The sequence below is a fragment of the Streptomyces sp. NPDC090025 genome (genome assembly GCF_044748125.1).
GTDB lineage: Bacteria > Actinomycetota > Actinomycetes > Streptomycetales > Streptomycetaceae > Streptomyces.
The window spans coordinates 411,638-433,808 of the sequence record NZ_JBIVFL010000003.1; the positions used below are offsets into that span (position 1 = coordinate 411,638).

The 22,171-nt window shown below is 72.5% G+C and carries 21 protein-coding genes; 13 read left to right on the forward strand and 8 right to left on the reverse strand.

All coding sequences use genetic code 11. From position 1 onward, the window contains the following. Positions 1 to 32 precede the first annotated feature (32 nt). Positions 33 to 1,601: a PD-(D/E)XK nuclease family protein gene (locus ACIPXM_RS11190; protein ID WP_401654405.1), complete on the reverse strand. Its 1,569-nt coding sequence runs from the start codon at positions 1,599 to 1,601 to the stop codon at positions 33 to 35. Between the two features lie 3 nt (positions 1,602 to 1,604). On the opposite strand from ACIPXM_RS11190, the gene ACIPXM_RS11195 reads away from it, so the two are divergent. Continuing rightward, complete coding sequence (locus ACIPXM_RS11195) at positions 1,605 to 2,564, forward strand: serine/threonine-protein kinase (RefSeq protein ID WP_401654407.1); 960 nt, start codon at positions 1,605 to 1,607, stop codon at positions 2,562 to 2,564. Between the two features lie 32 nt (positions 2,565 to 2,596). On the opposite strand, the gene ACIPXM_RS11200 is transcribed toward ACIPXM_RS11195, so the two are convergent. Further along, positions 2,597 to 5,359 (reverse strand): AfsR/SARP family transcriptional regulator, encoded by a 2,763-nt coding sequence (locus ACIPXM_RS11200; RefSeq protein ID WP_401654409.1) that lies wholly within the window; start codon positions 5,357 to 5,359, stop codon positions 2,597 to 2,599. A gap of 565 nt (positions 5,360 to 5,924) precedes the next feature. Here ACIPXM_RS11200 and ACIPXM_RS11205 point away from each other — a divergent pair. The 4 genes from ACIPXM_RS11205 to ACIPXM_RS11220 all read left to right on the forward strand — a co-directional run bounded on the left by ACIPXM_RS11205 (position 5,925) and on the right by ACIPXM_RS11220 (position 9,084). Then, positions 5,925 to 6,638 carry a hypothetical protein gene (locus ACIPXM_RS11205; RefSeq protein WP_401654411.1) on the forward strand — a complete coding sequence of 238 codons (714 nt, stop codon included), beginning with the start codon at positions 5,925 to 5,927 and terminating at the stop codon, positions 6,636 to 6,638. Further along, positions 6,635 to 6,919 (forward strand): helix-turn-helix domain-containing protein, encoded by a 285-nt coding sequence (locus ACIPXM_RS11210; RefSeq protein ID WP_401654413.1) that lies wholly within the window; start codon positions 6,635 to 6,637, stop codon positions 6,917 to 6,919. The genes ACIPXM_RS11205 and ACIPXM_RS11210 overlap by 4 nt, the downstream gene beginning before the upstream one ends. 207 nt (positions 6,920 to 7,126) lie before the next feature. Continuing rightward, the gene (locus ACIPXM_RS11215) at positions 7,127 to 7,867 is read left to right on the forward strand and encodes a tRNA-dependent cyclodipeptide synthase (protein ID WP_401654415.1); all 741 of its coding nucleotides are present in this window, start codon (positions 7,127 to 7,129) and stop codon (positions 7,865 to 7,867) included. Beyond that, positions 7,864 to 9,084: a cytochrome P450 gene (locus ACIPXM_RS11220; protein WP_401654418.1), complete on the forward strand. Its 1,221-nt coding sequence runs from the start codon at positions 7,864 to 7,866 to the stop codon at positions 9,082 to 9,084. Before ACIPXM_RS11215 ends, ACIPXM_RS11220 begins: the two co-directional genes overlap by 4 nt. Before the next feature lie 65 nt (positions 9,085 to 9,149). On the opposite strand, the gene ACIPXM_RS11225 is transcribed toward ACIPXM_RS11220, so the two are convergent. Continuing rightward, on the reverse strand, positions 9,150 to 9,425 hold the full coding sequence (locus ACIPXM_RS11225) for a hypothetical protein (RefSeq protein ID WP_401654420.1): 276 nt from the start codon (positions 9,423 to 9,425) through the stop codon (positions 9,150 to 9,152). 147 nt (positions 9,426 to 9,572) lie between these two features. Here ACIPXM_RS11225 and ACIPXM_RS11230 point away from each other — a divergent pair, with 147 nt between their 5' ends. After that, entirely contained in the window at positions 9,573 to 9,932 is a 360-nt protein-coding gene (locus tag ACIPXM_RS11230) for an arsenate reductase family protein (protein ID WP_401654422.1), read from the forward strand. A 20-nt stretch (positions 9,933 to 9,952) separates the two neighbouring features. Here ACIPXM_RS11230 and ACIPXM_RS11235 read toward each other — a convergent pair whose 3' ends face one another. After that, entirely contained in the window at positions 9,953 to 10,867 is a 915-nt protein-coding gene (locus ACIPXM_RS11235) for a Gfo/Idh/MocA family protein (RefSeq protein ID WP_401654424.1), read from the reverse strand. 241 nt (positions 10,868 to 11,108) lie between these two features. On the opposite strand from ACIPXM_RS11235, the gene glnII reads away from it, so the two are divergent. Further along, entirely contained in the window at positions 11,109 to 12,140 is a 1,032-nt protein-coding gene (gene glnII / locus ACIPXM_RS11240; RefSeq protein WP_401654426.1) for a glutamine synthetase, read from the forward strand. Positions 12,141 to 12,533: 393 nt separating this feature from the next. Then, entirely contained in the window at positions 12,534 to 13,103 is a 570-nt protein-coding gene (locus ACIPXM_RS11245) for a winged helix-turn-helix domain-containing protein (RefSeq protein WP_401654429.1), read from the forward strand. Here ACIPXM_RS11245 and ACIPXM_RS11250 read toward each other — a convergent pair whose 3' ends face one another. Continuing rightward, positions 13,104 to 14,627: a PepSY-associated TM helix domain-containing protein gene (locus ACIPXM_RS11250; RefSeq protein ID WP_401654431.1), complete on the reverse strand. Its 1,524-nt coding sequence runs from the start codon at positions 14,625 to 14,627 to the stop codon at positions 13,104 to 13,106. Positions 14,628 to 14,736: 109 nt separating this feature from the next. Next, positions 14,737 to 15,390: a hypothetical protein gene (locus ACIPXM_RS11255; RefSeq protein ID WP_401654433.1), complete on the reverse strand. Its 654-nt coding sequence runs from the start codon at positions 15,388 to 15,390 to the stop codon at positions 14,737 to 14,739. Between the two features lie 250 nt (positions 15,391 to 15,640). Between ACIPXM_RS11255 and ACIPXM_RS11260 the strand changes: the two genes are divergently transcribed. From ACIPXM_RS11260 to ACIPXM_RS11275, 4 genes are all read left to right on the forward strand, one after another. Then, a complete protein-coding gene (locus ACIPXM_RS11260; protein ID WP_401654435.1) occupies positions 15,641 to 16,441 on the forward strand; it encodes a tyrosine-protein phosphatase in 801 nt (266 codons plus the stop codon). 145 nt (positions 16,442 to 16,586) lie between these two features. Beyond that, on the forward strand, positions 16,587 to 18,587 hold the full coding sequence (locus ACIPXM_RS11265) for a hypothetical protein (RefSeq protein WP_401654437.1): 2,001 nt from the start codon (positions 16,587 to 16,589) through the stop codon (positions 18,585 to 18,587). Between the two features lie 118 nt (positions 18,588 to 18,705). Next, the gene (locus ACIPXM_RS11270) at positions 18,706 to 19,593 is read left to right on the forward strand and encodes a metal-dependent hydrolase (RefSeq protein WP_401654439.1); all 888 of its coding nucleotides are present in this window, start codon (positions 18,706 to 18,708) and stop codon (positions 19,591 to 19,593) included. Next, positions 19,593 to 20,663 (forward strand): PDR/VanB family oxidoreductase, encoded by a 1,071-nt coding sequence (locus ACIPXM_RS11275; RefSeq protein WP_401654441.1) that lies wholly within the window; start codon positions 19,593 to 19,595, stop codon positions 20,661 to 20,663. The genes ACIPXM_RS11270 and ACIPXM_RS11275 overlap by 1 nt, the downstream gene beginning before the upstream one ends. A 17-nt stretch (positions 20,664 to 20,680) precedes the next feature. Here the strand turns inward: ACIPXM_RS11275 and ACIPXM_RS11280 are convergent, their stop codons facing one another. Next, entirely contained in the window at positions 20,681 to 21,016 is a 336-nt protein-coding gene (locus ACIPXM_RS11280) for a hypothetical protein (RefSeq protein ID WP_401654443.1), read from the reverse strand. Between the two features lie 38 nt (positions 21,017 to 21,054). Here ACIPXM_RS11280 and ACIPXM_RS11285 point away from each other — a divergent pair, with 38 nt between their 5' ends. Further along, on the forward strand, positions 21,055 to 21,804 hold the full coding sequence (locus ACIPXM_RS11285) for a TetR/AcrR family transcriptional regulator (protein WP_401654445.1): 750 nt from the start codon (positions 21,055 to 21,057) through the stop codon (positions 21,802 to 21,804). Here the strand turns inward: ACIPXM_RS11285 and ACIPXM_RS11290 are convergent. Then, positions 21,786 to 22,121 (reverse strand): 5-carboxymethyl-2-hydroxymuconate Delta-isomerase, encoded by a 336-nt coding sequence (locus ACIPXM_RS11290; protein ID WP_401654447.1) that lies wholly within the window; start codon positions 22,119 to 22,121, stop codon positions 21,786 to 21,788. The genes ACIPXM_RS11285 and ACIPXM_RS11290 overlap by 19 nt on opposite strands. Positions 22,122 to 22,171: the final 50 nt, after the last annotated feature.

Here is a 22,171-nt window from a genome sequence, read left to right on the forward strand (position 1 = left end):
GGGCCGGTGGGGGTGATGCGGACGTCTGCCTTTCATGCTGCCTCGTTCTTCCTGTGCCCGGCGGTGCACCATCGCGCCACCTCGCACCGGGTGCAGTTCGCCGTCGGGTTCGGGGTGTAGTCGCTGTCGACGTGCCAGGCGGTCGTGAGCTCCTGGAGCACCTTGCCTGCGGTCTCCACGTTCCGGGACGAGAACGGGTCGATGGTCCTCAGGTCGGCGCCACCGGGACTCAGCACTTCCAGTTCGATCCGAGCGCGGGCAGCGGTGCCACCGAGGTGCCCGCGGGAGAGCAGAGCCACCGCCAGGGCAAGCTGCGGGTAGGTCACGAGCGGATCGTCGAGGTGGCGTCGCGCGGTGGCGGACGTCTTGGTCTCCCGCCACACCCAGGAGTCGCCGTCGCGGTACACGAGGTCGGGTGAGGCGATGACGATGACGTCCGCGTCGGAGTCGTGGCGCACGATCCTGGGTTCGGTCCTGATGTCGCTGCGGTTCACCACGTACGGCATCGGACACACGGCCGCGTGGCGGCGCAGCAGCGTGCGGCCGAGTTCCCGTTCTTCGGCCGGCAGCTCGTAGCCGTCGGGAACCCACTGCGCGGGAACATCGGCCGGGCACGGGCGGATGGCTCCTGAGCCATGACGCCATGCCAGGTAGGCGTGGACGGCGCGGCCGCGTTCCGCCGACGGGTGCCGCTCGATGCCGTCCGCCGTGGGAAGGTGCAGCCGGCGCATGTGGTCGCGTGCGGGGCATTCCCGGTAACTGCGGCCGTTGGTCACCGACCAGGTCCGTCGTGTCCTGCCCTTGGCGGGCAGACCGAGCACGCCAGGGGCGCGTCTCAGGGCAGGACAGTCGCTGATGTAGGCGCACGACGAGCAGGCGGGTCCCGGCCGGTACTCCTGGCTGTCCAGGATGTCTTCCAGTGCCTGGGAACCATGGGCGCGGTAGCGGGCGACCGCTTCGTGCCTCGTCCCGTCGAAGAGGACCCGGGTCGCGCCGTCGAGGAGCGCGAACTCCACCACGCGCACGCGCGTCGGCAAGGGACCCGGGGCTCCTTCCGCGAGGACCAGGGCCGCCGCCGCGATGTACCCGTCGTCGGGTCGGGGCTCCCGCAGCCTGTTCACCGGAACACGGAGTTCGCGGAGGTCTCCCGACGCCGAGACCAGGCACCGTCCCCATACCTTGATGCGGTACTCATGCGCTCCGCGGTGATCCGGCTTCGGCGGCTGGTACCGATAGCTCCAGTTCTCGGGCAGGTCGGACAGTCCCTCGTCCTCATGGAGCGGGAACGCGTTGCGGTACATGGTCCGCGCGTGCTTCGTCCACTCCCGCAGCCCGTCGTGCTGCGGTCGCCCCCAGGACGTGAACTCGGCTGCGGCAGGGTCCTTCCGTTCGGCGTCGAGAGCGCGCATGAGCGGGGCGAAGGTGAAGTCCTCCAGCCGTTCCTTGGCGCGACCCGCGGGGCGCACGGAAGCAAAACCGCGCGCTTTCAGTGCATTCGCCGCTGGGCAGCTCAGATCGGTGGTCTTGAACGCCCCCAGGCTGACGGAGACGACAGCGCTTTTCCGATTCATACCATCCGGCGCCATCCAGGTGCCTAGCATGGTGTGCGTCCTTTCTGTGAGAGGGCACCGCACCGTGCGGGCCGACCGGCAAAGGAGTTCCAGCTGAATATCGAGAAATCTCAGGTACTCAACCGGTTCGAGCTGCTCGACCAGATCGGCGAAGGCAGTCAAGGGCAGCTCTACATCGGGCGGGACACGAACGATGACAGCCTGGTGGCCGTCAAGCTCCAGCGACCCCGCACGTTCGAGTCCACCAGAACCTTCGGGGAGGTCGGCGAGGAACTCGAGAAAGAGGCCGAAACAGCACAAGCCCTGGCGGGGATCCAGGGGGTTCCCGAGCGCATCGCCTCGGGTGTGTTCAAGGGGCGGTACGGAGATCAGCGATGCTTCGTCATGGAACTCGTGAATGGCACTCCTCTCTACGATGTGCTGATGGAATTCAGGCCGGTTCCGCTGATGTCGGCCGTCGCCATCACGGGTCAGCTGTGCGAGATTCTTGACAGAGTGCATGAGAAGGGCTGGTTGCACTGCGATGTGAAGCCCGAGAATGTCATGTTGGAGCCCGACGGGAGCGTCCGGATCCTCGATCTCGGGCTCGCCGGCCGGATCGGGGAACGTCCCGATTGGCCGAAGGGATCGCCCGGCTACGCACCCCCCGAGCAGTACGAGAAAGGAGCCCTGACGGAAACGGCTGATATTTTCGCTCTCGGCTGCCTTCTCCTCGAAATGACCGTGATGCATCTCCCCTATGCGGGTACGCTCGCGCGTCCGGGTACCGACTGGCCCGTTCTGCCCCCGGACAGGCTGCGTCTTGTGCCGCCCGAAATCCGCTCGCTCGTTCTGCGGATGGTCGACCTGGAGCCGCTGAACCGGCCTGCCCGGATGCGCGAGGTCTTCGCCGGCCTCCGCCCGCTCCTCCCCCCGGCCGGTCAGAAGCCCCCGGACAAGCGGATGAGCCCTGACCCCACCGCGTACTACCGTGCCGGCAGAGCGACCCTCTGAGGACTCTGCTTCTCCACCCGCGCACAGCCGCCTCAGCGGAGCGACTCCAGGTCGGCCATGGCGATGCGCAGCTGCTCGGCATCGCCGAGCAGCTCCCGGAGGATCACCTCCCTCTCCAGGACACCGATCGCCTCGACGCGGCGTCCCGCACTTTTGAGAATGTCGGCGCGACGCCGCAGCACCATCGCCTCCTTCGACCGGTAGTCGAGCCCCCGGTACAAGGCAGTGGCCCGCTCATACGCGTCCAGCGCGGGTTCCCGCTCGGCTCGCGCGACTCGGATCTTGCCCTGAGTCGTCAGAATGTTGGCCGTCAGGTTCCGGTCACCGGCCGGTTCAGCCAGCTCCAACGCATCCGCGCACATCGCCAGCGCTGCGTCGTACTGCCCGTCGTCGCAGCGGAGCGTGCCGAGTCCGTTGAGGGCGGCCGCTTCCCCTCTCCTGTTCTCTGCCGCCTTGAACAGCGCCATGGCCCGTACGTAGTGCTCCTCGGACTCCGTCGCCTGCTGAAGACGACGGAGCACAATCGCAAGTCCGAGCAGGGACCGGGCCAGCCCGAGCCGACTCCCGTCGCTCGTATCCTGCTCGTCCAGGTCCACCGCCGCCCTCAGCTGTTCCGCCGCCTCGGCGTATCTCCCTTCGTTGTTCTGGCAGCCTGCGACCATCCGGTGGTACATCGCCCGGGCTCCGATGTCCTCGATCTCGTCCGTCGCCGACCGGACTGCCCACAGCAGTCGTTCTGCCGTCGCGTACCTGTTGCGGCGCCACAGGTAGGTCACGAGAGCCATGGCCATGAGCCAGGCGCTCCTGGTCATGCCCTCTCGCATGGCCAGCTCCGTGACCTCCACCGACGTCTCGTACTCGGCATCGAGCACGCTCATCGCCTTGTGTTCGTCGGGCGGGGGCTGCACATGGCACCCGTCCGGCTCGGGGATGGGAAGCCTGCGTTCGGGGTCGAGGATCTGGTCGCAGGCCCACACCTGGTGGAGCTGGTGAGCGACGATCGCCTCGCAGGTGCGGGCTTCGAGGAACGGCACGGCCGGATCGCCGGGTTCCGGCCGCATGTGGTGGCGGGCATGGACCCGGATCAGGTCGTGGAGCCGGTAGCGCCCCGAGGTCGGCATCTCGATCAGGTGCGCCGCGAGAAGCTCTTCCAGTGGGCGGACGGCCTGCCCTCCGCCTGCGACTCTGCCCAGATCGACCGCGGCGGACCAGCTGATGGTCGGCCCGGGGTGGACGGCGAGCTGCCGCAGGAGGGTGCGCGCAGGCGAGGTCAGATGGCCGACGGAGTTGTCGAGCGCCAGCCGCACGGAGAGTTCGGCTTCCTGGAGGTGGAGTTCGTCCAGTCTGCTCCGTTCCTCACCGAGATGCCGGACCATGGCCGCGATCGCTTCCTCGGGCAGGCCCCGGATGCGTTCCGCTGTGACCGAGAGCGCCAGCGGAAGTCCTCCGCAATGGGCCACGAGTTCGCCGATCAGACGGGAGAGCGCGGGATCCACCGATTCCTCCAGCAGGGCCCGTGACGACTCGGCGTCGAGAAGGCCCACCGCCTCGACGGCCGCCCCGAGCCGGGTCCGCATGCCTTTCATGGCGTTGCGGCTCGTCACGATCACCGTGCACGCCCCGGGCCCGGGCAGCAGTTCTCTGATCTGCTCGACATCCACCGCATCGTCGAGAAGGACCAGGACGGAGCGTTGCGACAGTGCGGTGCGAAGAGCCTTGGCCTTGCCTTCGAGCGTGGTGGCCTTCGTCCTGATCGAGAAGGAGGCCAGGAACTCGTCGATGATCTCTTCGGGAGCTGCGGGCTCCACGCCGCCGCCGACGAAGCCTCGAAGCGCGGCATAGAGGTGACCGCCGGGGTGGTGCGGCGCGAGACGGTGTGCCAGTTCCAGGGCCAGGGCGCTCTTCCCCACCCCGGGCATGCCCGAGAGGAGCACCACACAGGCACGTCCGTCGGCCCGCCGGGCGAGGAGCTCCCGTTCCAGGCCCCTGAGCTGGGCGTCCCGGCCAACGAGGTTGCGGCCCGGCAGTGGGAGCTGCCGGGGTGTCGCGGCCGCTTTGGGCGCCCGGGGACGCCCCGATGAGGCCGGTCGCAGTGACGCGATGAGGTCGTTGAGCTCGGGGCTCTTGACGTCGTTCTCGGTCCGCCAGGTCCGGATCATGTCCAGCAGCTGCTTGCGGGAGATGCCGATGCCCTGGGAAGCGCGCAGATGGTGGAAGAAGACCATCTCGTTGCGGTCCCTCGTCCGTCGGACCTCGTCGGTCTTCTTGAACAGCCAGTCGAACTCACGAGCGTCGGCGGCAACGCAGAAGCCGAAAAGCGCGGCGCCGAACCACTCCTGGTCTAGTTCGGCCCGGCGCAGCCGGAACGCAGCCCCTTCAAGTCCGGTCAGCGCCCGCCCTTCCGGCCATTCCTCCCAGGCTGCAACAACGTGTTCGAAACAGGTGTGCGGATCCTTTTTGGTCGCCTTCGCCCGGCCGACAGCCATCCGATACCGATGGAGGTCGACCCGCTCCGGAGGAATAGAAATCGAACAGAAGTCCTGTGTGCGCGAAGACACGTACTCGGCGCCCACCATTTTCCTCAGCTCCCTGAGCGCAACATGCAGCCGGTTGCGCGGCACATCCTCTCCGGGCCACAGGAAACCCATCACCTCGTCCGCACCGGCGAGGCCCTCAGGGCTGGTGACCAGAGCGGCGAACAGACGAACCGACTGCAGACCGATGCCATGGCTCCGACCTGCGACATCAATTCCGACCCGCCCCAGCACTCGCCCCTCCGGCACGTCGCTTCCCACCGCAGACCTCCTCTCGTCACCGATGCCGGCCCTTCGCCTCATCCGTCCTCAGATCAACGCACATGGAGGAACCGCGCTCCCCGCCCTTTCCTGTTCTCGGCTCATATCGGCCTCATTTCCGCCTCAGATCGCTCCCCCGCCGGTCCGGGCTCTTCGGGCACGATGCGGTCAACCCGCTCGGCCGGCGGATCGATCCCGATGCGCCTCCGGCCGTAAGCGCCGCTTACGCCGTCCCCCACGAAAGGAAAGAGCCTGTGAACAACCGTTACTCGAATCGCCGTTCGGCGATGCGACGTTCGTCCTCGTACCCGCCCAGCAAGGCCCGCCGCCGTCCGCCGGAGGGACAGGTCGAGCCGGAGACGCCGCCGGCCGTCTCCTCGGAGAAGCCGGCCGCCCAGCAGCCCTGAGCCCTCGCCGGGAGGGCATCCACCACGCCCTGATGCCCTCCCGGCACTCCGTCTCCGCTTCGTGCCATGGCAAGGCCACCCATCGGTGGGGCTGCACAAAGTTGAGACGCATGGGATCAAAGTCCGAATTGCCCAGATCGATTCACGGGAGCAGGAACATGGCATTCCCCTACCCGAGTGGAGTTTTCGCGGCGATCGCGGGTCACTGCGACTCGCTCCTCGCCGTCGATGACCTGGCCTTCGCCGTGGATGTGGTGGGCCGTGGGCCGACGAGCCTCACCCCGATCGAGGCGCGGGAAGCGCTCCGCGCCGACGCCGACGCCCCCACCTCGGCAGCCGTATGGGAGGTGGCCATCCGGCGTGCCCAGCAGGACGAGGCCGACGGCCGGTGGCGGCTGCTCCTGCTCTGGCTCGTGCTGCCGCGACTGACGGGCACCGCCCATCGGGTGGCAACGCGTCTGCGTGCCGACCGTGCCGACGTCGAGAGCGAGCTCGTCCTCGGCATCCTCGAAGCCGTGGACACAGTGGACCCCGCATTCCCCGGCGCCGTCGACGCCCTCCTCGCCGCCGCCCGCAGCCGCGCGTGGGCGTACGGCCGTTCCTTGCGCCGGCTGGTGCCGGTCGCGGACATCGAGGCCGTGACCACTCCGCCGAGGGACGACGGGCCCGTCGAGCAGGTGCCGCCCGGCCGTCCGGCACCTCCCGCGGACGCAACACCCCATCGCCCCATGCCCGTCAGCGATCTGGAAGGCGAACGGATCGGCGCACTCGCCGCCGAACTGAAGCTCATCAAGATCGCCCGACAGGCGCAGCGCGGCAGGTGGCGGCACATCGGCACGGTGTCCCTGCGGCCCCGGGGAAGGCGCCGATGAGCCACGCGCGACGAGGGGCTCCCGAGACCCTCACCTTCCCCGAGGTCTTCCAGCTCCCCATCACCACCAACGTGCACACGGCCGCCAAGGCGCTCGGCATCTGCACCAGCACGGCCTACCGGCTCATCCGCAAGGGAACGTTTCCCTGCCCCGTGATGCGCGTGGGATGGCAGTACCGCATCCCCACGACATCGCTGATGCGCGCCCTCGGCATCGAGGAACAGCCGGTCTACCTGGACGAGTCGGAGGAGGGACCCACCCCGATCGAACCTCCGTTCTGACCCATGGGGCTGTATCGCCCGGCGCCACCGGGTGACACAGCCCCATGGCTGTGCGACAAACGGACGAACGCGTGCCAAACATTCGGCCATACCCCCGAGTATCGCTTTACTCTCCGCAACTGATCGATAGCGTGTCGTCGTCGCGACCGCCACACCCGGAGCACTGGGCTCCGCTGGGACTAGTGGCGCGATGAAGGAATTCCGAACGTGACTCAGGCGGCTTACGCCCCTGCAGAGACGCTCCGACTCCAGCCGTACACCGACCACTGCCGTGTCATCGCCGAAGAGGGCGCACACGTGGTCATCGGCGTCTCCCCGGGGAACAGCTATTTCACCGCCCAGCGACTGCGCGAGCTGACGCGCTGGGGGTTGGATCGATTCGACCAGGTCGATCTCGTCTACACCGATCTGCATGTCGCGGACATGTACGAGTCGTTGGGCTACGGGCCCGACGAGGCGCGGCGGAAGGCCGTGAAGAATCTGCGCGGGGTACGCGCGAAGGTCGCCGCCGCGGTGGCCGCCGAGGATCCCGGTGGGGGGCGGGTGCGGGCCCGGGGGATGTCGGAGTTCACCGAGGTGCCCGCGTACCGGGAGCTGCACAGGACCGTGCTCGCCGCGGTCGAGGACGATCCCGTCGTACGGGCCACCTGCGACGCGCTGACCGGGATCTTCCTGGCCGGGAAGCTGGCGCCGGGGCAGGAGACCGACGAGCGGCAGCGGGCGGTGTGCCGGGCGTACATCTGCGCCGAGGTGCCGCTGTTCCTGGACACCCCCGCGATCCTCGGGGTGCCGTCCTCGCTCAACTGCTACCACCAGGCCCTGCCGTTGGCCGATCTGCTGTACGCCCGCGGGTCCGGCCTCCGGGCATCGCGCAACCAGGGGCACGGCATCCTCACCCCCGCTTCGACCCTGCCCCTGCCCCACCATGTCGAGGGAGACGCCGCATGAGCGGGACGAATCTGCTGACCACCGCCCCGGCCGACGCCACCTTGTCGGAGCCGATCGCCTTCCCCTTCGACTGGGACGGCACCCGGCTGCCCGCCGAGCTCGCCGGGCTGCGGGACACCCCGGTCCGCAAGGTGCGCACCATCGCCGGGGCGGACGCCTGGCTGGTCTCCTCGTACGAGCTGTGCCGCCAGGTCCTGGAGGACGAGCGGTTCAGCCTGAAGGACACCTCCGCGCCCGGCGCGCCCCGGCAGTACGCGCTGACGATCCCGCCGCACGTCGTCAACAACATGGGCAACATCACCGGCGCCGGGCTGCGCAAGGCCGTGATGAAGGCGATCAACCCCAAGGCGCCGGGGCTTGAGGAGTGGCTGCGGGCCCGGGCCGGGGAGCTGGTCGACGCGCTGGTCGCGGAGGGCGCGCCCGCCGACCTGCGGAGCGCGTACGCCGATCCGTTCTCGTCGGGGCTGCACTGCCGGATGCTCGGCATCCCCGAGGAGGACGGGCCCCGGCTGCTGCGCAGCCTGGACGTGGCCTTCATGAACGCGCCGCGCGAGATCGAGGCGGCCCGGCTGCACTGGGACCGGGACATCGCCTACATGACGGAGCGGCTGGACGATCCGGCGACCGGCGGGCTGATGGCCGAGCTGGCGGCGCTGCGCGAGGACCCCGAGTACGCGCATCTGACCGACGAGATGCTGGCGACGGTCGGGGTGACGCTGTTCGGCGCCGGGGTGATCTCGACCGCGGGCTTCCTGGCGATGGCCCTGGTGTCGGTGCTGACCCGGCCGGACGTGCGGGAGGCGCTGGCCGGGGGCCGGGGCGTGGCCGGGGCCATGGACGAGCTGCTGCGGGTCAATCTGTCGATCGGCGACGGGCTGCCCCGGCTGGCCATGGCGGACGTACGGCTCGGTGACGTGGAGGTGCGGGCGGGCGAGCTGGTGCTCGTGCTCGTCGAGGGCGCCAACCACGACCCGGGGCACTTCCCCGACCCGCACACCTTCCGGCCCGGCCGGGAGAACGCCGCCGACCATCTGTCCTTCGGCGGCGGCCGGCACTACTGCCCGGCGACGGCGCTCGGCAAGCGGCATGCCGAGATCGCCCTGGAGGCCGTGCTCGAACGGCTCCCCGGGCTGCGGCTCGCGGTGCCGGTGGAGCAGTTGGTGTGGCGCACCAACTTCATGAAGCGGCTGCCCGAGCGGCTGCCCGTCGCCTGGTAGCGCGCACGCGCGCCGGAGCGCGGCGGCGGGAGCACCTTCGGGTGCCCCCGGCGCCGCGCGGCGGGTCAGCGGCTGTAGCGGATCAGGGCGCGGACCATGTGGCAGGTCGTGTCGGACGGCGGGTGGATGCCGAGCTGGGCGGCGGTGGTCCGTATCCTCGCGTTGGTCGCCCGCGAGGGCAGATAGACCCCCGCGTCGAGCAGCGCGATGGCGAGCCGCATCGCCTTCAGCCGGCGGTTGTGCGTGACGTACCACTCGCGGGGGCGGCCCGCCGGGAGCGGCTTCTTCTGGAGCGGCTTCCAGGGTTCGAGGGACGGTGTCCGGATCATGGCGACAGCCATGGGCGACCTCCTGGCGAACGTGGGGTGCGGGCCCTCCCCGGGACCCTCACCTTCACCCCCGATTTTACTGCCGACCACTGACAATCGTCCCTGGCCAGACGTCTTTTGAGGGGCGCGGAGAGGGGCCTTCGCGGGTACGTTGGGGGCATGGAGATCTGGATCAATCCCGCCTGTTCCAAGTGCCGCGGCGCCCTCACGCTCCTCGACGCCGAGGGCGCCGACTACACGGTGCGGCGCTATCTGGAGGACGTGCCGTCGCCGGACGAGATCCGCGCGGTGCTCGGGCGGCTCGGGCTCGAACCGTGGGACATCACGCGGACCCAGGAGGCCGCCGCGAAGGAGCTGGGTCTGAAGGACTGGCCCCGGGACGCGGCGCACCGGGACCGGTGGGTGGCGGCGCTCGCCGAGCACCCGAAGCTGATCCAGCGGCCGATCATCACGGCCGAGGACGGCAGCGCGGTGGTGGCCCGCTCCGAGGAGGCGGTACGGGACGCCCTGTCCCGCTGACCGCCGCCCCTTCACACCCCTTAGACCGGCACCACCGCCGCGACCTGCTCCTCCGCCTCGGCCAGGATCTCGGTGAGCCGCGCCCCGAACCGTACGTCGCAGGGGTGCGGGCGCCCGGTCCTGATCGCCGCGAGGAGCGCGTCGACCGCCGACCCGAACGCGCCGAGCGCGCCGTCCCAGCCGGGCATGACCGCCCGGCCGTGCTCGCCGTGCAGCGCGAGCGCCGCCTCGGCCGCCGCGGGCGGGGCGCTCAGCGTCAGGGTGGCGGTGCTGCTCGCGCCGGAGGTGTGCCGCAGCACCAGGTGCCGGGTGTCGGCGGGGCCCGCGACACAGGTCACCTCGGTGACATCGCCGAGGACCGGCAGATAGACGGACAGCACGTGCGGGCCCACGTCCCACAGGCCGCCCTTCTCGCGGCGCCAGGGCGAGGCGGCGTACGCGCTGTCCGAACCGGGCGCGAACAGCGAGCCGAGCCAGTGCGCCTCGCCCAGGAACCAGCCGCCCCGCGCCGTCTGCTCGTCGATCCAGCGGGCCGTCGGCCCGGCGAACCGCAGCGTGCAGAAGACGACCGAGGCGACCCCGGCGGCGGTCACCGCGTCGGCCGTGGCGCGGGCGGTGGCCGCCGAGGTCGCCACCGGCTTGTCGAGGATCACATGGCAGCCGGCCGCCGCCGCCCGCGCGACCAGCGGTGCCTGTACGTCCGGCGGCAGCGCCACCGCCACCGCGTCGCTCGCCGCGAACAGCGCGTCCACATCGGCGTACGCCGTCGTTCCGGACGCGGCGGCGAGGGCCTCGGCGGCCTCCGGGCGTCTGCCCCACACCCCGCTGAACTCGACCTCCGGGTGCGCCGCGAGCGCGGGCGCGTGGGTGCGCCCGGCCCAGGGTCCGGTGCCGAGGAGACCGATACGGGGCTTCGCGCCCGGGAGCTTCGTCATGCCCCCAGTCTGCCGCGCCCGGGCCGCGTACGGTCCAGCCCGCCCGGTCCCGTATGCCCGGTCCCGTATGCCCCGGATCACCGCACCGCGCCCCGCCGAAACGCAGGAAGGCTGAGTAACACGGGGTTCACAAACGGGCAACCGACGGGAAATCCCGTGTTGCGAAGCTGCGCAGCAGACAGACCACGCCATCGCACCTCTCGCAGCGTGGAGGAACCCAGCACGCCGAAGGGTGAGACCCGTGACGTTCAAGGCCGAGTACATCTGGATCGACGGCACCGAGCCGACCGCCAAGCTCCGCTCCAAGACGAAGATCATCACCGGTCCGGTGCCGGCCCTGGAGGAGCTGCCGATCTGGGGCTTCGACGGCTCCAGCACCAACCAGGCCAAGGGTCACGCCTCGGACCGCGTGCTGCGGCCGGTCTTCAGCTGCCCGGACCCGATCCGCGGCGGCGACGACATCCTGGTGCTGTGCGAGGTCCTCAACACGGACATGACGCCGCACGAGTCCAACACCCGCGCCGCGCTGGCCGCGACCTACGCCACGTACGCCGCGCAGGAGCCGATCTTCGGCATCGAGCAGGAGTACACGTTCTTCGAGGGCACCCGCCCGCTCGGCTTCCCGGCCAACGGCTTCCCGGCGCCGCAGGGCGGCTACTACTGCGGTGTCGGCGCCGACGAGATCCACGGCCGCCCGATCGTCGAGGCGCACCTGGAGAACTGTCTGACCGCCGGTCTCGGCATCTCCGGCATCAACGCCGAGGTCATGCCGGGCCAGTGGGAGTTCCAGGTCGGCCCGCTGGCGCCGCTGGAGGTCGCCGACCAGCTGTGGGTGGCCCGCTGGCTGCTCTACCGCACGGCCGAGGACTTCGACGTGTCCGCGACGCTCGACCCGAAGCCGGTGAAGGGCGACTGGAACGGCGCGGGCGCGCACACCAACTTCTCCACCAAGGCGATGCGCGAGGGCTACGACGCGATCATCACCGCGTGCGAGTCGCTCGGCGAGGGCTCGAAGCCGCTCGACCACGTGAAGAACTACGGCGCGGGCATCGACGACCGCCTCACTGGTCTGCACGAGACCGCACCGTGGGACCAGTACTCCTACGGCGTCTCCGACCGCGGCGCCTCGGTCCGCATCCCGTGGCAGGTCGAGCAGGACGGCAAGGGCTACATCGAGGACCGCCGTCCGAACGCCAACGTCGACCCGTACACGGTGACCCGCCTCATCGTGGACACCTGCTGCGCGGCCCTGGAGCGGGCCGGTCAGGTCTGAGTCGGGGTCATGTCCTGACATCCGCTTCCTGAAGCATCCGCTTCCCGAAGCGTGGGAAAGGGCGCCCGCCGGTTCTCCGGCGGGCGCCCTTTTCGCGACGGCCGGGCGCGGTTCACGTCCTGGGGGATGCCCCGCACCATTCCCCCCTGGTTTAATGGGGATATGGCCAGCATGCAGAACGACACCGCGAAGGGTCGCCCCGACCTCGAGCCGTTCTGGCCTTCCCGCCAGCACCACGACTTCGACCGGTGCTGTCGGCGCGTGAGGAACGCGCCGGCCCTCTAACGCCCCGACCGGAACGGATTTCCGGTCGCCCGGCCTTCGGCCGCCGCGCAAGACGTACGACGACGCCCTACCGTCCGTCCCCCACGCGCGCGAAAGAGCTGATCCGCCATGGCACTTGCCCCTTCTCCCGTCCCCTCCCCGGTCGCCTCCGCCGGATCCGCCGCCACGCTCGGCCGGCCACGGCTGCGCGCCGTCGCCCCCGACGAGGTCGCGGGACTCGCCGGTCTGTCCGGGCTCGCCCGGGTCGCCGACTTCCTGCCGCCGGGCGCGACCCTGCTGCCCGCTCCCCCGCACGCCCTTCCGGCGCTGCCCGGCCGGCCGCCGATGGTCGGCTATCTGGTGCTGCTCCCGGCCGACCAGCAGCCCGCCGCCGGTGCGGCGGCGGGCGCCGTCGAGCAGGGTCCGGTGGCCGTCGACGACGTCCAGCGGATCGCCCGGGTCGACGGGCGGGCGCTCGACCTGACATATCTGGAGTTCGAGCTGCTCGCCCATCTCGTCGCCCACCCGCACCGGGTGCACACCCGGGACCAGCTGGTCACCACGGTGTGGGGGTACGGGCACGTGGGTGACGGCCGGACGGTCGACGTCCATGTGGCGCGGCTGCGCCGCAAGCTGGGCGCCGAGCACCGCCACACGATCCAGACCGTGCGGCGGGTCGGCTACAAGTACACGCCCTGATCAGGCCGTTCGGCCCGAGCCCGCGCCCGATCCCGAGCCCGGGCGCGTCCGTCGCGCCCGCAGCCCGGCCCACAGACCGAGGGCGAGGTCGACGGCGAGGAACGCCACCAGGCTGAGGCCGAGCAGCGGCACGAACCAGCCCACCAGGGCCGTTCCCGCGAGCAGCGGGAGCAGCAGGGGGGCGGGCAGCCGCCGCCAGGTCCCGCGCGCGGTCGGGCGCCGGGACGGGCGGCGCTGCCACCACATCCGGTAGCCCCAGACGATCAGCAGGATCAGCGCGAGCGCGAGGGCGGCGAGCGCCAGCTGGTTGAACAGGCCGAGGAACACGCCCATGTGGGCGTCGATGCCGATCCTCGTGAGCTTCGCGAGCAGCGGGTAGTCCGCGAAGCGCAGCTCGTCGAGGACGGCGCCGTCGGCCGGGTTCACGGCGACCGAGTCCAGCTCGACCGGGAAGGTGGTGTCGGTCTCCTTCACCAGGTAGCCGGTGCCCTCGGCGGGCAGCACGACCGACAGCGACGGGCTGTCGATCCCGGCGGCGCGGGCCGCCGCGACGGCCGCGTCGATGCCGATGTCGGCGGCGGCGGCTGGACCGGGGCCGGTGGCCGGGGCGGGGGCCGGGTGGCCGGGGCCGTGGCCCGCGTGCTCGTCCGCGCCGCCCGCCGGGCCGGGGGTGATGTCCGCCGCGAGCGCCGGGGTCCCGCCGCCGAGCCGGTCCTGGACGACGCCGATGTTCTCGCCCGCGTACCGCGACCAGGTCAGTCCGGTCGCCGACAGGGCGACCAGACCGGTCACCGCCCACAGGCCGACCGAGCCGTGCCAGGAGAGGGTACGGCGGCGGGACCTGGCCCCGCGTTCCGGCAGGAGCAGGTCGCGGCGCCGCTTGCGCCGTCGGCCGACCCACAGCGCGAGTCCGCCGAGCGCGACCACCCACAGCCAGCTGGCGGCGAGTTCGCTGTAGTGCCGGCCGACCGCGCCGAGGTGCAGGTCCACGTGCAGGCCGGAGATCCAGGTGCGCAGCGGGAGCGCGCCGGAGCTGCCGTAGCTGGGCAGCTGTCCGCGCACCTCGGCGGTGTACGGGTCGACGAAGACGCCCATCGAGGTGCCTTCGGGGGCGGCCGGGTCGGCCATCAGGACCCGGGTGGTGGCGCCGGGTTCGGCGCCGGGCCAGACGGCGGTGACGGTGCCGTCCGGGTTGGCGGCGCGGGCCGCGTCGACCTGCCGGGCGAGCGGCAGCGTCCGGGCCCCGTCGGGCACCGGGACGGTCAGCTCGTGCGCGTACACGAACTTCTCGGCCGGTACGGAGAGGGCGTAGAGCAGTCCGCTGGCGGCGGCGACGAGCAGGAAGGGCGCGACGAGCACGCCCGCGAAGAAGTGCAGGCGGAGCAGGAGCGGGCGCAGTGCGGCCCAGCCGCCGGGGCGGCGCGCGGCCAAGGGCCCTGGCGGGGTGTCGGATGTGGCGGAGGTATCGGGGGTCGCGGGGGCGTCCGGGATTGTTTCCGGGCGCGCGCGATCGTCGACGGTCATGACGGTCCTCGGACTCTGAGCTGAGGTCGGATGTCGGATGCCCCGTCCCGCCGGGCGGCCTGGGTCGGCGACCTGGGTCGGGCGACGGCACGGGGAGGCGACCCCCGGTTCAGACGGTGCGGATTCCGAGGGCCGTGGCGCGGGGTGCGGCGGGCCGGGGCGGGCCGCGCCGGGAGACCGTGTGTGCGAGGACGACGCCGTGCGGACGGCGGTGCGGGCGGCCGGGGCGGACCGGGCGGCGCGGCGGCAGAGCCGGGACGAGGACCCGTACGGCGGCGAGCAGCAGCCGCAGCGGGGTGCGGGCGCGGGCGCCGACGGTCCTGGCGAGGGTGAAGAGCGCGGCCTCGCCGCGGGCCAGCCAGAGTCCGCAGACGAGCGCGGCGAGGAGGTGGGCGGCGAGCATCCCGGGGCCGGAGCCGCCGGAGCCCGCGACGGACCCGGCGCCCGCCCCGTGCGCACTCTGGGACAGGTGCGCCAGGTGGGACATGTAGGCGAGGTGCTCGGCGGGGGCCATGGCGGCCATGTCCGCCAGCGACGCCGCCTCCGGCATCGCGGCCATGGCCTCGCCGGGGGTGGCCGCGGCCGCGCCGTGCGGGCCGTGCTCGCCCGCGCCGAGGATCAGGTGCAGGGCGCCCTGGACGGCGGCGAGTCCGGTGGCCATGACCACCGGGCCCCGGCGGCGTCCGGCGCAGGCCCAGGCGAGGGCGCAGGTGGCGGCGAAGGCGGTGAGGAGCGAGCTGGCCGGAATCGTATGGGCAGACATGGAGGAATGCCCCACAGCGGCCAAAGTGACGCACACCGCCGCGAACAGTGCGGCCCGGAGGGCGCGCAGCGGCGACCGGGGGTGCGTCATCGTGCCGCCATGCTGTCACCCCGCCGCCGTGACCAGCACCCCGGGTCCCCCCGGGGGCGCCCGGCGGCCGGAACCCAGCTGATCGTTCACGACAGCCATCGGCTACGGTCATAGGAAAGTACGATGAGTCCGCTTCGTACGGTTCCGGAGGAGTCGTCCTATGCCCGCCCTTCCCGCCGCCACCGTCGCCAACCTGCGTGACCTCGGCAGTCTTCCGCTCGGCGACGGCCGCAGCGTCCGCGAGGGCCTGCTGTTCCGGTCCGGTCAGCTGGACCGGCTGGATCCGGCCGATCCGGTGGTGGCCGGGCTCGGCATCCGTACCGTCGTCGACTTCCGGACCGCCGCCGAGCGCGCCGACCGGCCCGACCGCCTCCCGGACGGCGCGTCCGGCCTGGTCGCGGACGTGCTCGCGGACTTCCTGGCGAGCAGCGGGCTGCCGCCCGCCGCACAGCTGAAGGACCTGATGTCCGACCCGGCGCTGGCCGAGAAGCACCTCGGCGGCGGCAAGGCGCAGGCCGCGTTCGCGGGCACCTACCGGGCCTTCGTGAACACCGAGTCGGCGCGCGCCTCGTACCGCGCCTTCCTCACCGAGCTGGGCGACCCGGCGGCCGGGCCGCTGCTGTTCCACTGCACGGCGGGCAAGGACCGCACCGGCTGGGCGGCGACGATCGTCCTCACGCTGCTCGGCGCGGACGACGAGACGGTGATGGCGGAGTACCTGTCGGTCAACCCGGGGGTGCGCGCGGCGTTCGCCCCGATGATCGAGGGCTTCACCGCGCAGGGCGGCGACCCGGACCTGGCGCTCGCGCTGATCGGCGTGGTGCCGGAGTACCTTCAGGCGGCGCTCGACGAGGTCAAGGAGCGGCACGGCTCGATGGAGGCGTACGTACGGGACGGGCTCGGCGTCCCGGACGAGGTCGTCCAGGTGGTCCGTGAGCGGCTGACGGTGCACGCGGCCTGACGGGGCCTGACGCGGCCCGAGCCCCGGGGTCGGGAAGGGGCACGGGGCGCGGGCTCCCCCGGTGCGCCCCCGGCGCGCGTCGGATGGACCCGTTCGGGGGACCCGGCCGTGGTGACCATCGCAAGAATCGCTCGTTCTGCTGAACGTGAGCACCCAGGAACTCGCCCCCTCCCACGACCCGGACTCCTCCGGTCCCGACTCCCCCGCCGGTCCGCCCGCCGCCTCCCCCGTCGACGTCGAACAGGCCGAGGCCGCGCTCGTCGAGCACTATCCGCGGCTGGTGCGGATCGCCTATCTGGTGCTGCCGCCGTCGCTCGGCCGCAACCGCCGGGTGCTCACCGCGCACGCGCTGGTGCAGCGCTCGCTGCCGCGGCGGCGCACCACGACCGGTGCCGGGAGCGCCGGGGGCGTGGTGCCCGGCGCCCGGCGCACCGACGAGGACGCCGTCGACCCGGGCTACGCGTACGTACGGGGCGAGGTGCTGCGCCAGGCCCTGATCGCCGGGCTGCCGCTGCGCCGCCGGGCCCTGCCGCGCCGGGCGCAGTTCCCGCCGCTGCTGCCGCAGGTGTGGGGGCTCCGGCTGTTCCCGCGCGCGGGCGGCGCCGACGAACTCGCCCTGGACCAGCGGCTCTCCGCGCTCTCCGGGCCCGGCCGGGCGGCGTACGTGCTGCGCGGTCTTGAGCGGCAGGGCGATCCCGAGGTGCTGCGGGTGCTCGCGGCGGCCGGGGCCGAGGACCCGGCGGCGGCGCTCGCCGAGGCGGACTCGGTGGCGGCGGCCGACGGCGCCGTCGGCGGGGCCGCGCTCCTGGAGTCGCCGGAGTTCGACCCGTGCTCGCTGCAGGCCAGGCCGACCGATCTGATGCGGCGCCGTCAGCACGCCAAGGCGGCGCTCGCGGCGGCCGCGGCGGTGGCGGTGTGCGGGGCGCTGCTCGGGCTGCCGGGCGACGGCTGGGGCAGAAACGGTGCTGCGGCCCCGTCGTACGCGCGCAATCCGGCGGCCGAGGCAGCGCTCGACCCGGCCGGGGTGAAGCGGGTCGGCGCGGTCGACTGGCGGTACTCGACGCGCACCGACCTGTCCGTGTGGCCCGCGCGCGGCGGTCTGACCGGGGACACCGGACTGCTGCGCAGGGCGCTCGCGGTGTGGGCGCGGCCGGGCCCCGACGTCCACGCGTCGGCGACGCCCGGCACCCCGCCGGGGCCGCCGATGGGTTCGCCGCAGCTGCTGTTCGCGGGCGAGGTCGACGCGGTCCGGGTGGTGCTCTACTACGACGGCCTGCGGGTGGTGCGGTACGCGGAGCCGGTCGGTGACGCCGACGGCGCGGCCCTCGACTTCGCGCGCACCGACGGGGCGGACGCGGTGGGTTCGGCGGCGCTCGTGGTGTCCCGGTCGTCCGGCGGCAACGTGCGCTATCTGACGGCGCCGTGGGTGACCGAGGCGGCGGTCGTGGACCTGCTGCTCCCGGCGAAGCCGGCCCGGGTGCTCACCCGGGACGCGGCCGGGGTGACGGAGCCGATCCCGTCCCCGGTGACGGCCGCCGGTGCCTGTACGCGCTGGAGCACGCTGCGGGTGCGGGACGGCTCGGGCGTCCGGTTCCTGACCGACCTGGGCGAGCTGGCCCCGGCCCGGCTGACCGCGGGTCCGCCCGCCGCGCCCGCCGACCCGGAGGCCCCGGCCGCGCGGGAGCAATGGGCGCGGGCCGCCTGCCAGTTGACGGCGGTCCGGTCGCACGGGGTGCGGTCGGTGAACCTCTGGGCGTACGCGACGCAGCCGTTGCCGGAGGGCGCGGGCGCGGCGGAGTGGAGCTGCGCGCGGGCCGAGACCTGGCGGGGCGGCGGCAGCCGGAGCCTGGCCCTGTTCCGGGCGCCGGGCGCGACCGGGACGGCGGCGCTCGCGGCCCGCTCCGAGGGCTCGGCGGCGTGCGGGGTGCGGGACCCGAGGGTGCTGGCGGGCGTGGTGTGGCAGGCGCGCGGCGGGCAGTGGTACGTGCTGGCCGCCGGGTCGCCGGACTTCGCTTCGCTCGCGCTGACCGGCGGGGTGACGGGGCGGGCCGAGGGTCCGCTGCTCGCGGTGAAGGCGGCGCCGGGCAGCCGGGCCGATCTCGCGGGGACGCTGCGCGACGGCCGCCGGGTGAACTCGCTGCGCTAGCGGGCGGCCTCAAGGCGAACGCGGCCGGTCACGCGGACCGGGGGCCGGGGTCGTACGGTGGGGAAATCCTCCCGTACGACCCCTGTTCCTTCGGCTTACCGCTCAGTACATTGACGGCATGTCTAATACGCACCCCGCGGCGGTGGCGTCGGAGCACATCGAGCTGAAGGCTCGGAAGGTCTCCTTCGACTGGGAGCAGACACCGCTTCACTGGGTCCCCGGGGACCCGTTCACCACGCACACCATCAACGTGCTGCACCTGCTGCTCCCGGCCGGGGAGCGCTGGTTCGTGCACGTGTACAAGCAGGTGCTGCCGTACATCACCGACGAGCGGCTGCGGGAAGACGTCATCGGCTTCATCGGGCAGGAGGCCGTGCACTCCCAGGCGCACGACGACGTGCTGCCGCATCTGAAGAAGCTGGGCCTCGACCCCACCCCGTACACCGCGCAGGTCGACTGGTTCTTCGAGAAGCTGCTCGGCGACCGGACGCTGCCGCCGGGGCGGCCGCGCCGGTGGTGGCTGATGGAGCGGGTGGCGCTGATCGCCGCGATCGAGCACTACACCGCCTTCCTCGGCAACTGGGTGCTCAACGCCGAGGAGCTGGACCGGGTCGGCGCCGACCCGGTGATGCTGGACCTGCTGCGCTGGCACGGCGCGGAGGAGGTCGAGCACCGCTCGGTGGCGTTCGAGCTGTTCCTGCACCTCGACGGCGGCTACCGGCGGCGGGCCCGCACCTGGGCGGCGGCGTTCTCGGCGCTGGTGTTCCTGTGGCAGCGCGGGGTGCGGTTCTTCATGGAGAACGACCCCACGCTCATCGAAGGCAAGCCCAGCATCGGACAGTTCGTCCGCAAGGGCCGCGAGGGTGTGCTGCCGTCGACGCCCGACATGCTGCGCTCCATCCCGCGCTATCTGAGCCGGGCCTACCACCCCACCCAGGAGGGCGACACCGCCCAGGCGGTGGCCTATCTCGCCGCCTCCCCCGGCGCCAACGGAGGCCGCGTCTGATGCCGCCGGTCCCCCGTCTCCGTACCGTCGTCCTCGTCGCCGGGGCCGCGCTGCTCGCCAAGCGGGCGCTGCGCCGCCGGATCGAGGAGTCGCCGCTGTGGCCGCTGCCCGCGCTCGACGAGCCGGTGTCCGGCCGCGGCCGCCTCGCCACGGTGACCCGCCGGGTCGTCGTCGCCGGGCGCACCGAGCCCGCCGACGGCGTGGTCCAACTCCGCCTCGAAGGCAGCGGGTTGCCCGGCTGGCAACCCGGCGCGCACATCGATCTGGTGCTGCCGTCCGGCACCGTGCGGCAGTACTCGCTGTGCGGGGACCCGGCCGAGTCCGGCGTCTACACCGTCGCCACCCGGCTGATCGGGGCGGCGGACGGCGGCCGGGGCGGCTCGCGCGAGGTCCATGAACAGCTCCAGGTGGGCACCGAGATCGAGATCCGGGGGCCGCGCAACCGGTTCCCGCTCGCCGACGCACCCTCGTACGTGTTCGTCGCCGGGGGCATCGGGATCACGCCGATCCTGCCGATGCTCCGCGCGGCGCGGGCGGCGGGCACCGACTGGCGGCTGCTGTACTGCGGGCGCAGCCGGGCCACCATGCCGTACCTGGACGAGGTGGAGCGGCTGGGCGAGGGGCGGACGACGGTGGTCGCCGAGGACACCGACGGGCGGCCCGACCTGGGCTTCCTGGCCGGGCTCCCGGCGGAGACGGTCGTGCACTGCTGCGGGCCCGAGGGTCTGATGGCGGCGGTGTCGGCGGCGCTCCCGGCGGGCCGCACCCCGCGTCTCGAACGCTTCTCGGCCGCGCCGACGGCGGGCGGGACGCCCTTCGAGGTGGAGTTGCGGCGCTCCGGGCGCACGGTGCCGGTGGCGGCCGACCAGACGGTCCTGGCGGCGGTGCGCGAGGCGGTGCCGGGGGTCCTGTACTCCTGTCAGCAGGGGTTCTGCGGCACCTGCCGGCAGCAGGTGCTCGGCGGGGAGATCGACCACCGGGACGAGCTCCTGAGCGACGCCGAGCGGGCCGACTCGATGCTGATCTGTGTGTCGCGGTGCGCGGGCGAGCGGCTGGTGCTCGACCTCTGAGCCGCCCGCGAAAGGGGTCAGGGCAGCATCCAGTCGAGGCCGAGGGCGGCGAGCAGGCCGGCCACCAGGAGCCAGGTGGCGAGCCGGGTGCGGCCGTTGCGGGAGAGCTCGATCACGATGCCGCAGATGATCATGGCGAGTCCGTAGACGCCGACGACGAGCACCGAGGTGTGCGCGGCGAGCCGGAACACCAGGACGGCGCCCATCACCACGAGCAGGACCGAGCCCACCACGATCCGGAGCAGCCGGGCCTGCCGGGGGGTGAGCCCGGTCCGCTCCTCGTCGGTCCCGTCCGGCCCGATGTCGGACGTGGCCGGGGTGTCGTGCTCGGAAGCCTGCTCAGAAGCGCTCATGTGCCGGGAGCGTAACGGACTCCCGTTAGGCTGTTCGCATGACGACCGGAGTGCGCCGCAGGATGGGCGTCGAGGAGCGCAAGCGGCAGTTGATCGGGGTGGCCCTCGAACTGTTCAGCCGCCGCTCCCCCGACGAGGTCTCGATCGACGAGATCGCCGCCGCCGCGGGCATCTCCCGGCCGCTCGTCTACCACTACTTCCCCGGCAAGCAGTCGCTGTACGAGGCGGCGCTGCGGCGCGCGGCGGACGAGCTGGCGGCGCGGTTCGTCGAGCCGCCGAAGGGGCCGCTCGGGGCCCGACTGCTGCGCGTGATGGGGCGGTTCTTCGATTTCGTGGAGAAGCACGGCCCGGGGTTCTCGGCGCTGATGCGGGGCGGCCCGGCGGTCGGTTCGTCGACGACGAACGCGATGATCGACGAGGTGCGGCAGGCGGCGTACGAGCAGATCCTGGCGCATCTGGAGGTCGTGGAGCCGTCGGCGCGGCTCGAACTCGTGGTGCGGTCCTGGGTGTCGCTCGCGGAGTCGACGGCGCTGCTGTGGCTGGACGGTCGGCGGGTGCCGCGCGCGGAGCTCGAACTCCAGCTGGTGCACGACTTCGCCGCGCTCGCGGCGGTCAGCGCCGCGTACGACGAGGAGATGGCGGCGATCCTGCTGCGGATCCTGGCGGACGAGCCGGCCGACGGGCCGTTCGGCGATCTGGTCGGCCGGCTCGCCGCGCTGCTGCCCGCGGCGGCAGGCCCGGCGGTGGTTCCGGCGGTGGAGCTGCCGGATCAGCGGCGCTTGGCGTAGGACGCGTCCAGGTCGCGGACCTCGACGGTGAGGGTGACGCCCTCGTCGTCCTTGAGGTGCGCGGGGAGCAGCGCGAGCACGGCGGCCGACAGGCGGGCCTTCGCCTCGGCGGCGCGGCCGGGGAGCAGCGCGATGTCGACGTGGACCAGGCTGGTGGCGCCGGTGCCGTCGCCGGTCACGGTCTCCTCGATCTCGCGGAAGCTGGTGACGCAGCCGGTGAGGGGCGCGTCGACGGTCTCGACGACGAGCGGGTGCAGGGCGAGCGCGAAGCCGCGCCGGTCGAGGGGCGCGGAGTAGTCGACGTTGATGTGCGGCATGGGGCTGCTCGCTCCTGGTGGTCGGGCGTGGGGCGGATGTCGGCGTCCAG

Excerpts from the sequence above, each read along its gene's own strand:
- ACIPXM_RS11255 (WP_401654433.1), bottom strand. The coding sequence starts at position 15,390 with ATGTCTGCCCATACGATTCCGGCCAGCTCGCTCCTCACCGCCTTCGCC.
- ACIPXM_RS11205 (WP_401654411.1), top strand. The coding sequence starts at position 5,925 with ATGGCATTCCCCTACCCGAGTGGAGTTTTCGCGGCGATCGCGGGTCAC.
- ACIPXM_RS11245 (WP_401654429.1), top strand. The coding sequence starts at position 12,534 with ATGGCACTTGCCCCTTCTCCCGTCCCCTCCCCGGTCGCCTCCGCCGGA.
- ACIPXM_RS11220 (WP_401654418.1), top strand. The coding sequence starts at position 7,864 with ATGAGCGGGACGAATCTGCTGACCACCGCCCCGGCCGACGCCACCTTG.
- ACIPXM_RS11270 (WP_401654439.1), top strand. The coding sequence starts at position 18,706 with ATGTCTAATACGCACCCCGCGGCGGTGGCGTCGGAGCACATCGAGCTG.
- ACIPXM_RS11225 (WP_401654420.1), bottom strand. The coding sequence starts at position 9,425 with ATGGCTGTCGCCATGATCCGGACACCGTCCCTCGAACCCTGGAAGCCG.
- ACIPXM_RS11275 (WP_401654441.1), top strand. The coding sequence starts at position 19,593 with ATGCCGCCGGTCCCCCGTCTCCGTACCGTCGTCCTCGTCGCCGGGGCC.
- ACIPXM_RS11230 (WP_401654422.1), top strand. The coding sequence starts at position 9,573 with ATGGAGATCTGGATCAATCCCGCCTGTTCCAAGTGCCGCGGCGCCCTC.
- ACIPXM_RS11250 (WP_401654431.1), bottom strand. The coding sequence starts at position 14,627 with ATGACCGTCGACGATCGCGCGCGCCCGGAAACAATCCCGGACGCCCCC.
- ACIPXM_RS11290 (WP_401654447.1), bottom strand. The coding sequence starts at position 22,121 with ATGCCGCACATCAACGTCGACTACTCCGCGCCCCTCGACCGGCGCGGC.
- ACIPXM_RS11280 (WP_401654443.1), bottom strand. The coding sequence starts at position 21,016 with ATGAGCGCTTCTGAGCAGGCTTCCGAGCACGACACCCCGGCCACGTCC.
- ACIPXM_RS11260 (WP_401654435.1), top strand. The coding sequence starts at position 15,641 with ATGCCCGCCCTTCCCGCCGCCACCGTCGCCAACCTGCGTGACCTCGGC.
- ACIPXM_RS11235 (WP_401654424.1), bottom strand. The coding sequence starts at position 10,867 with ATGACGAAGCTCCCGGGCGCGAAGCCCCGTATCGGTCTCCTCGGCACC.
- ACIPXM_RS11190 (WP_401654405.1), bottom strand. The coding sequence starts at position 1,601 with ATGCTAGGCACCTGGATGGCGCCGGATGGTATGAATCGGAAAAGCGCT.
- ACIPXM_RS11285 (WP_401654445.1), top strand. The coding sequence starts at position 21,055 with ATGACGACCGGAGTGCGCCGCAGGATGGGCGTCGAGGAGCGCAAGCGG.
- ACIPXM_RS11210 (WP_401654413.1), top strand. The coding sequence starts at position 6,635 with ATGAGCCACGCGCGACGAGGGGCTCCCGAGACCCTCACCTTCCCCGAG.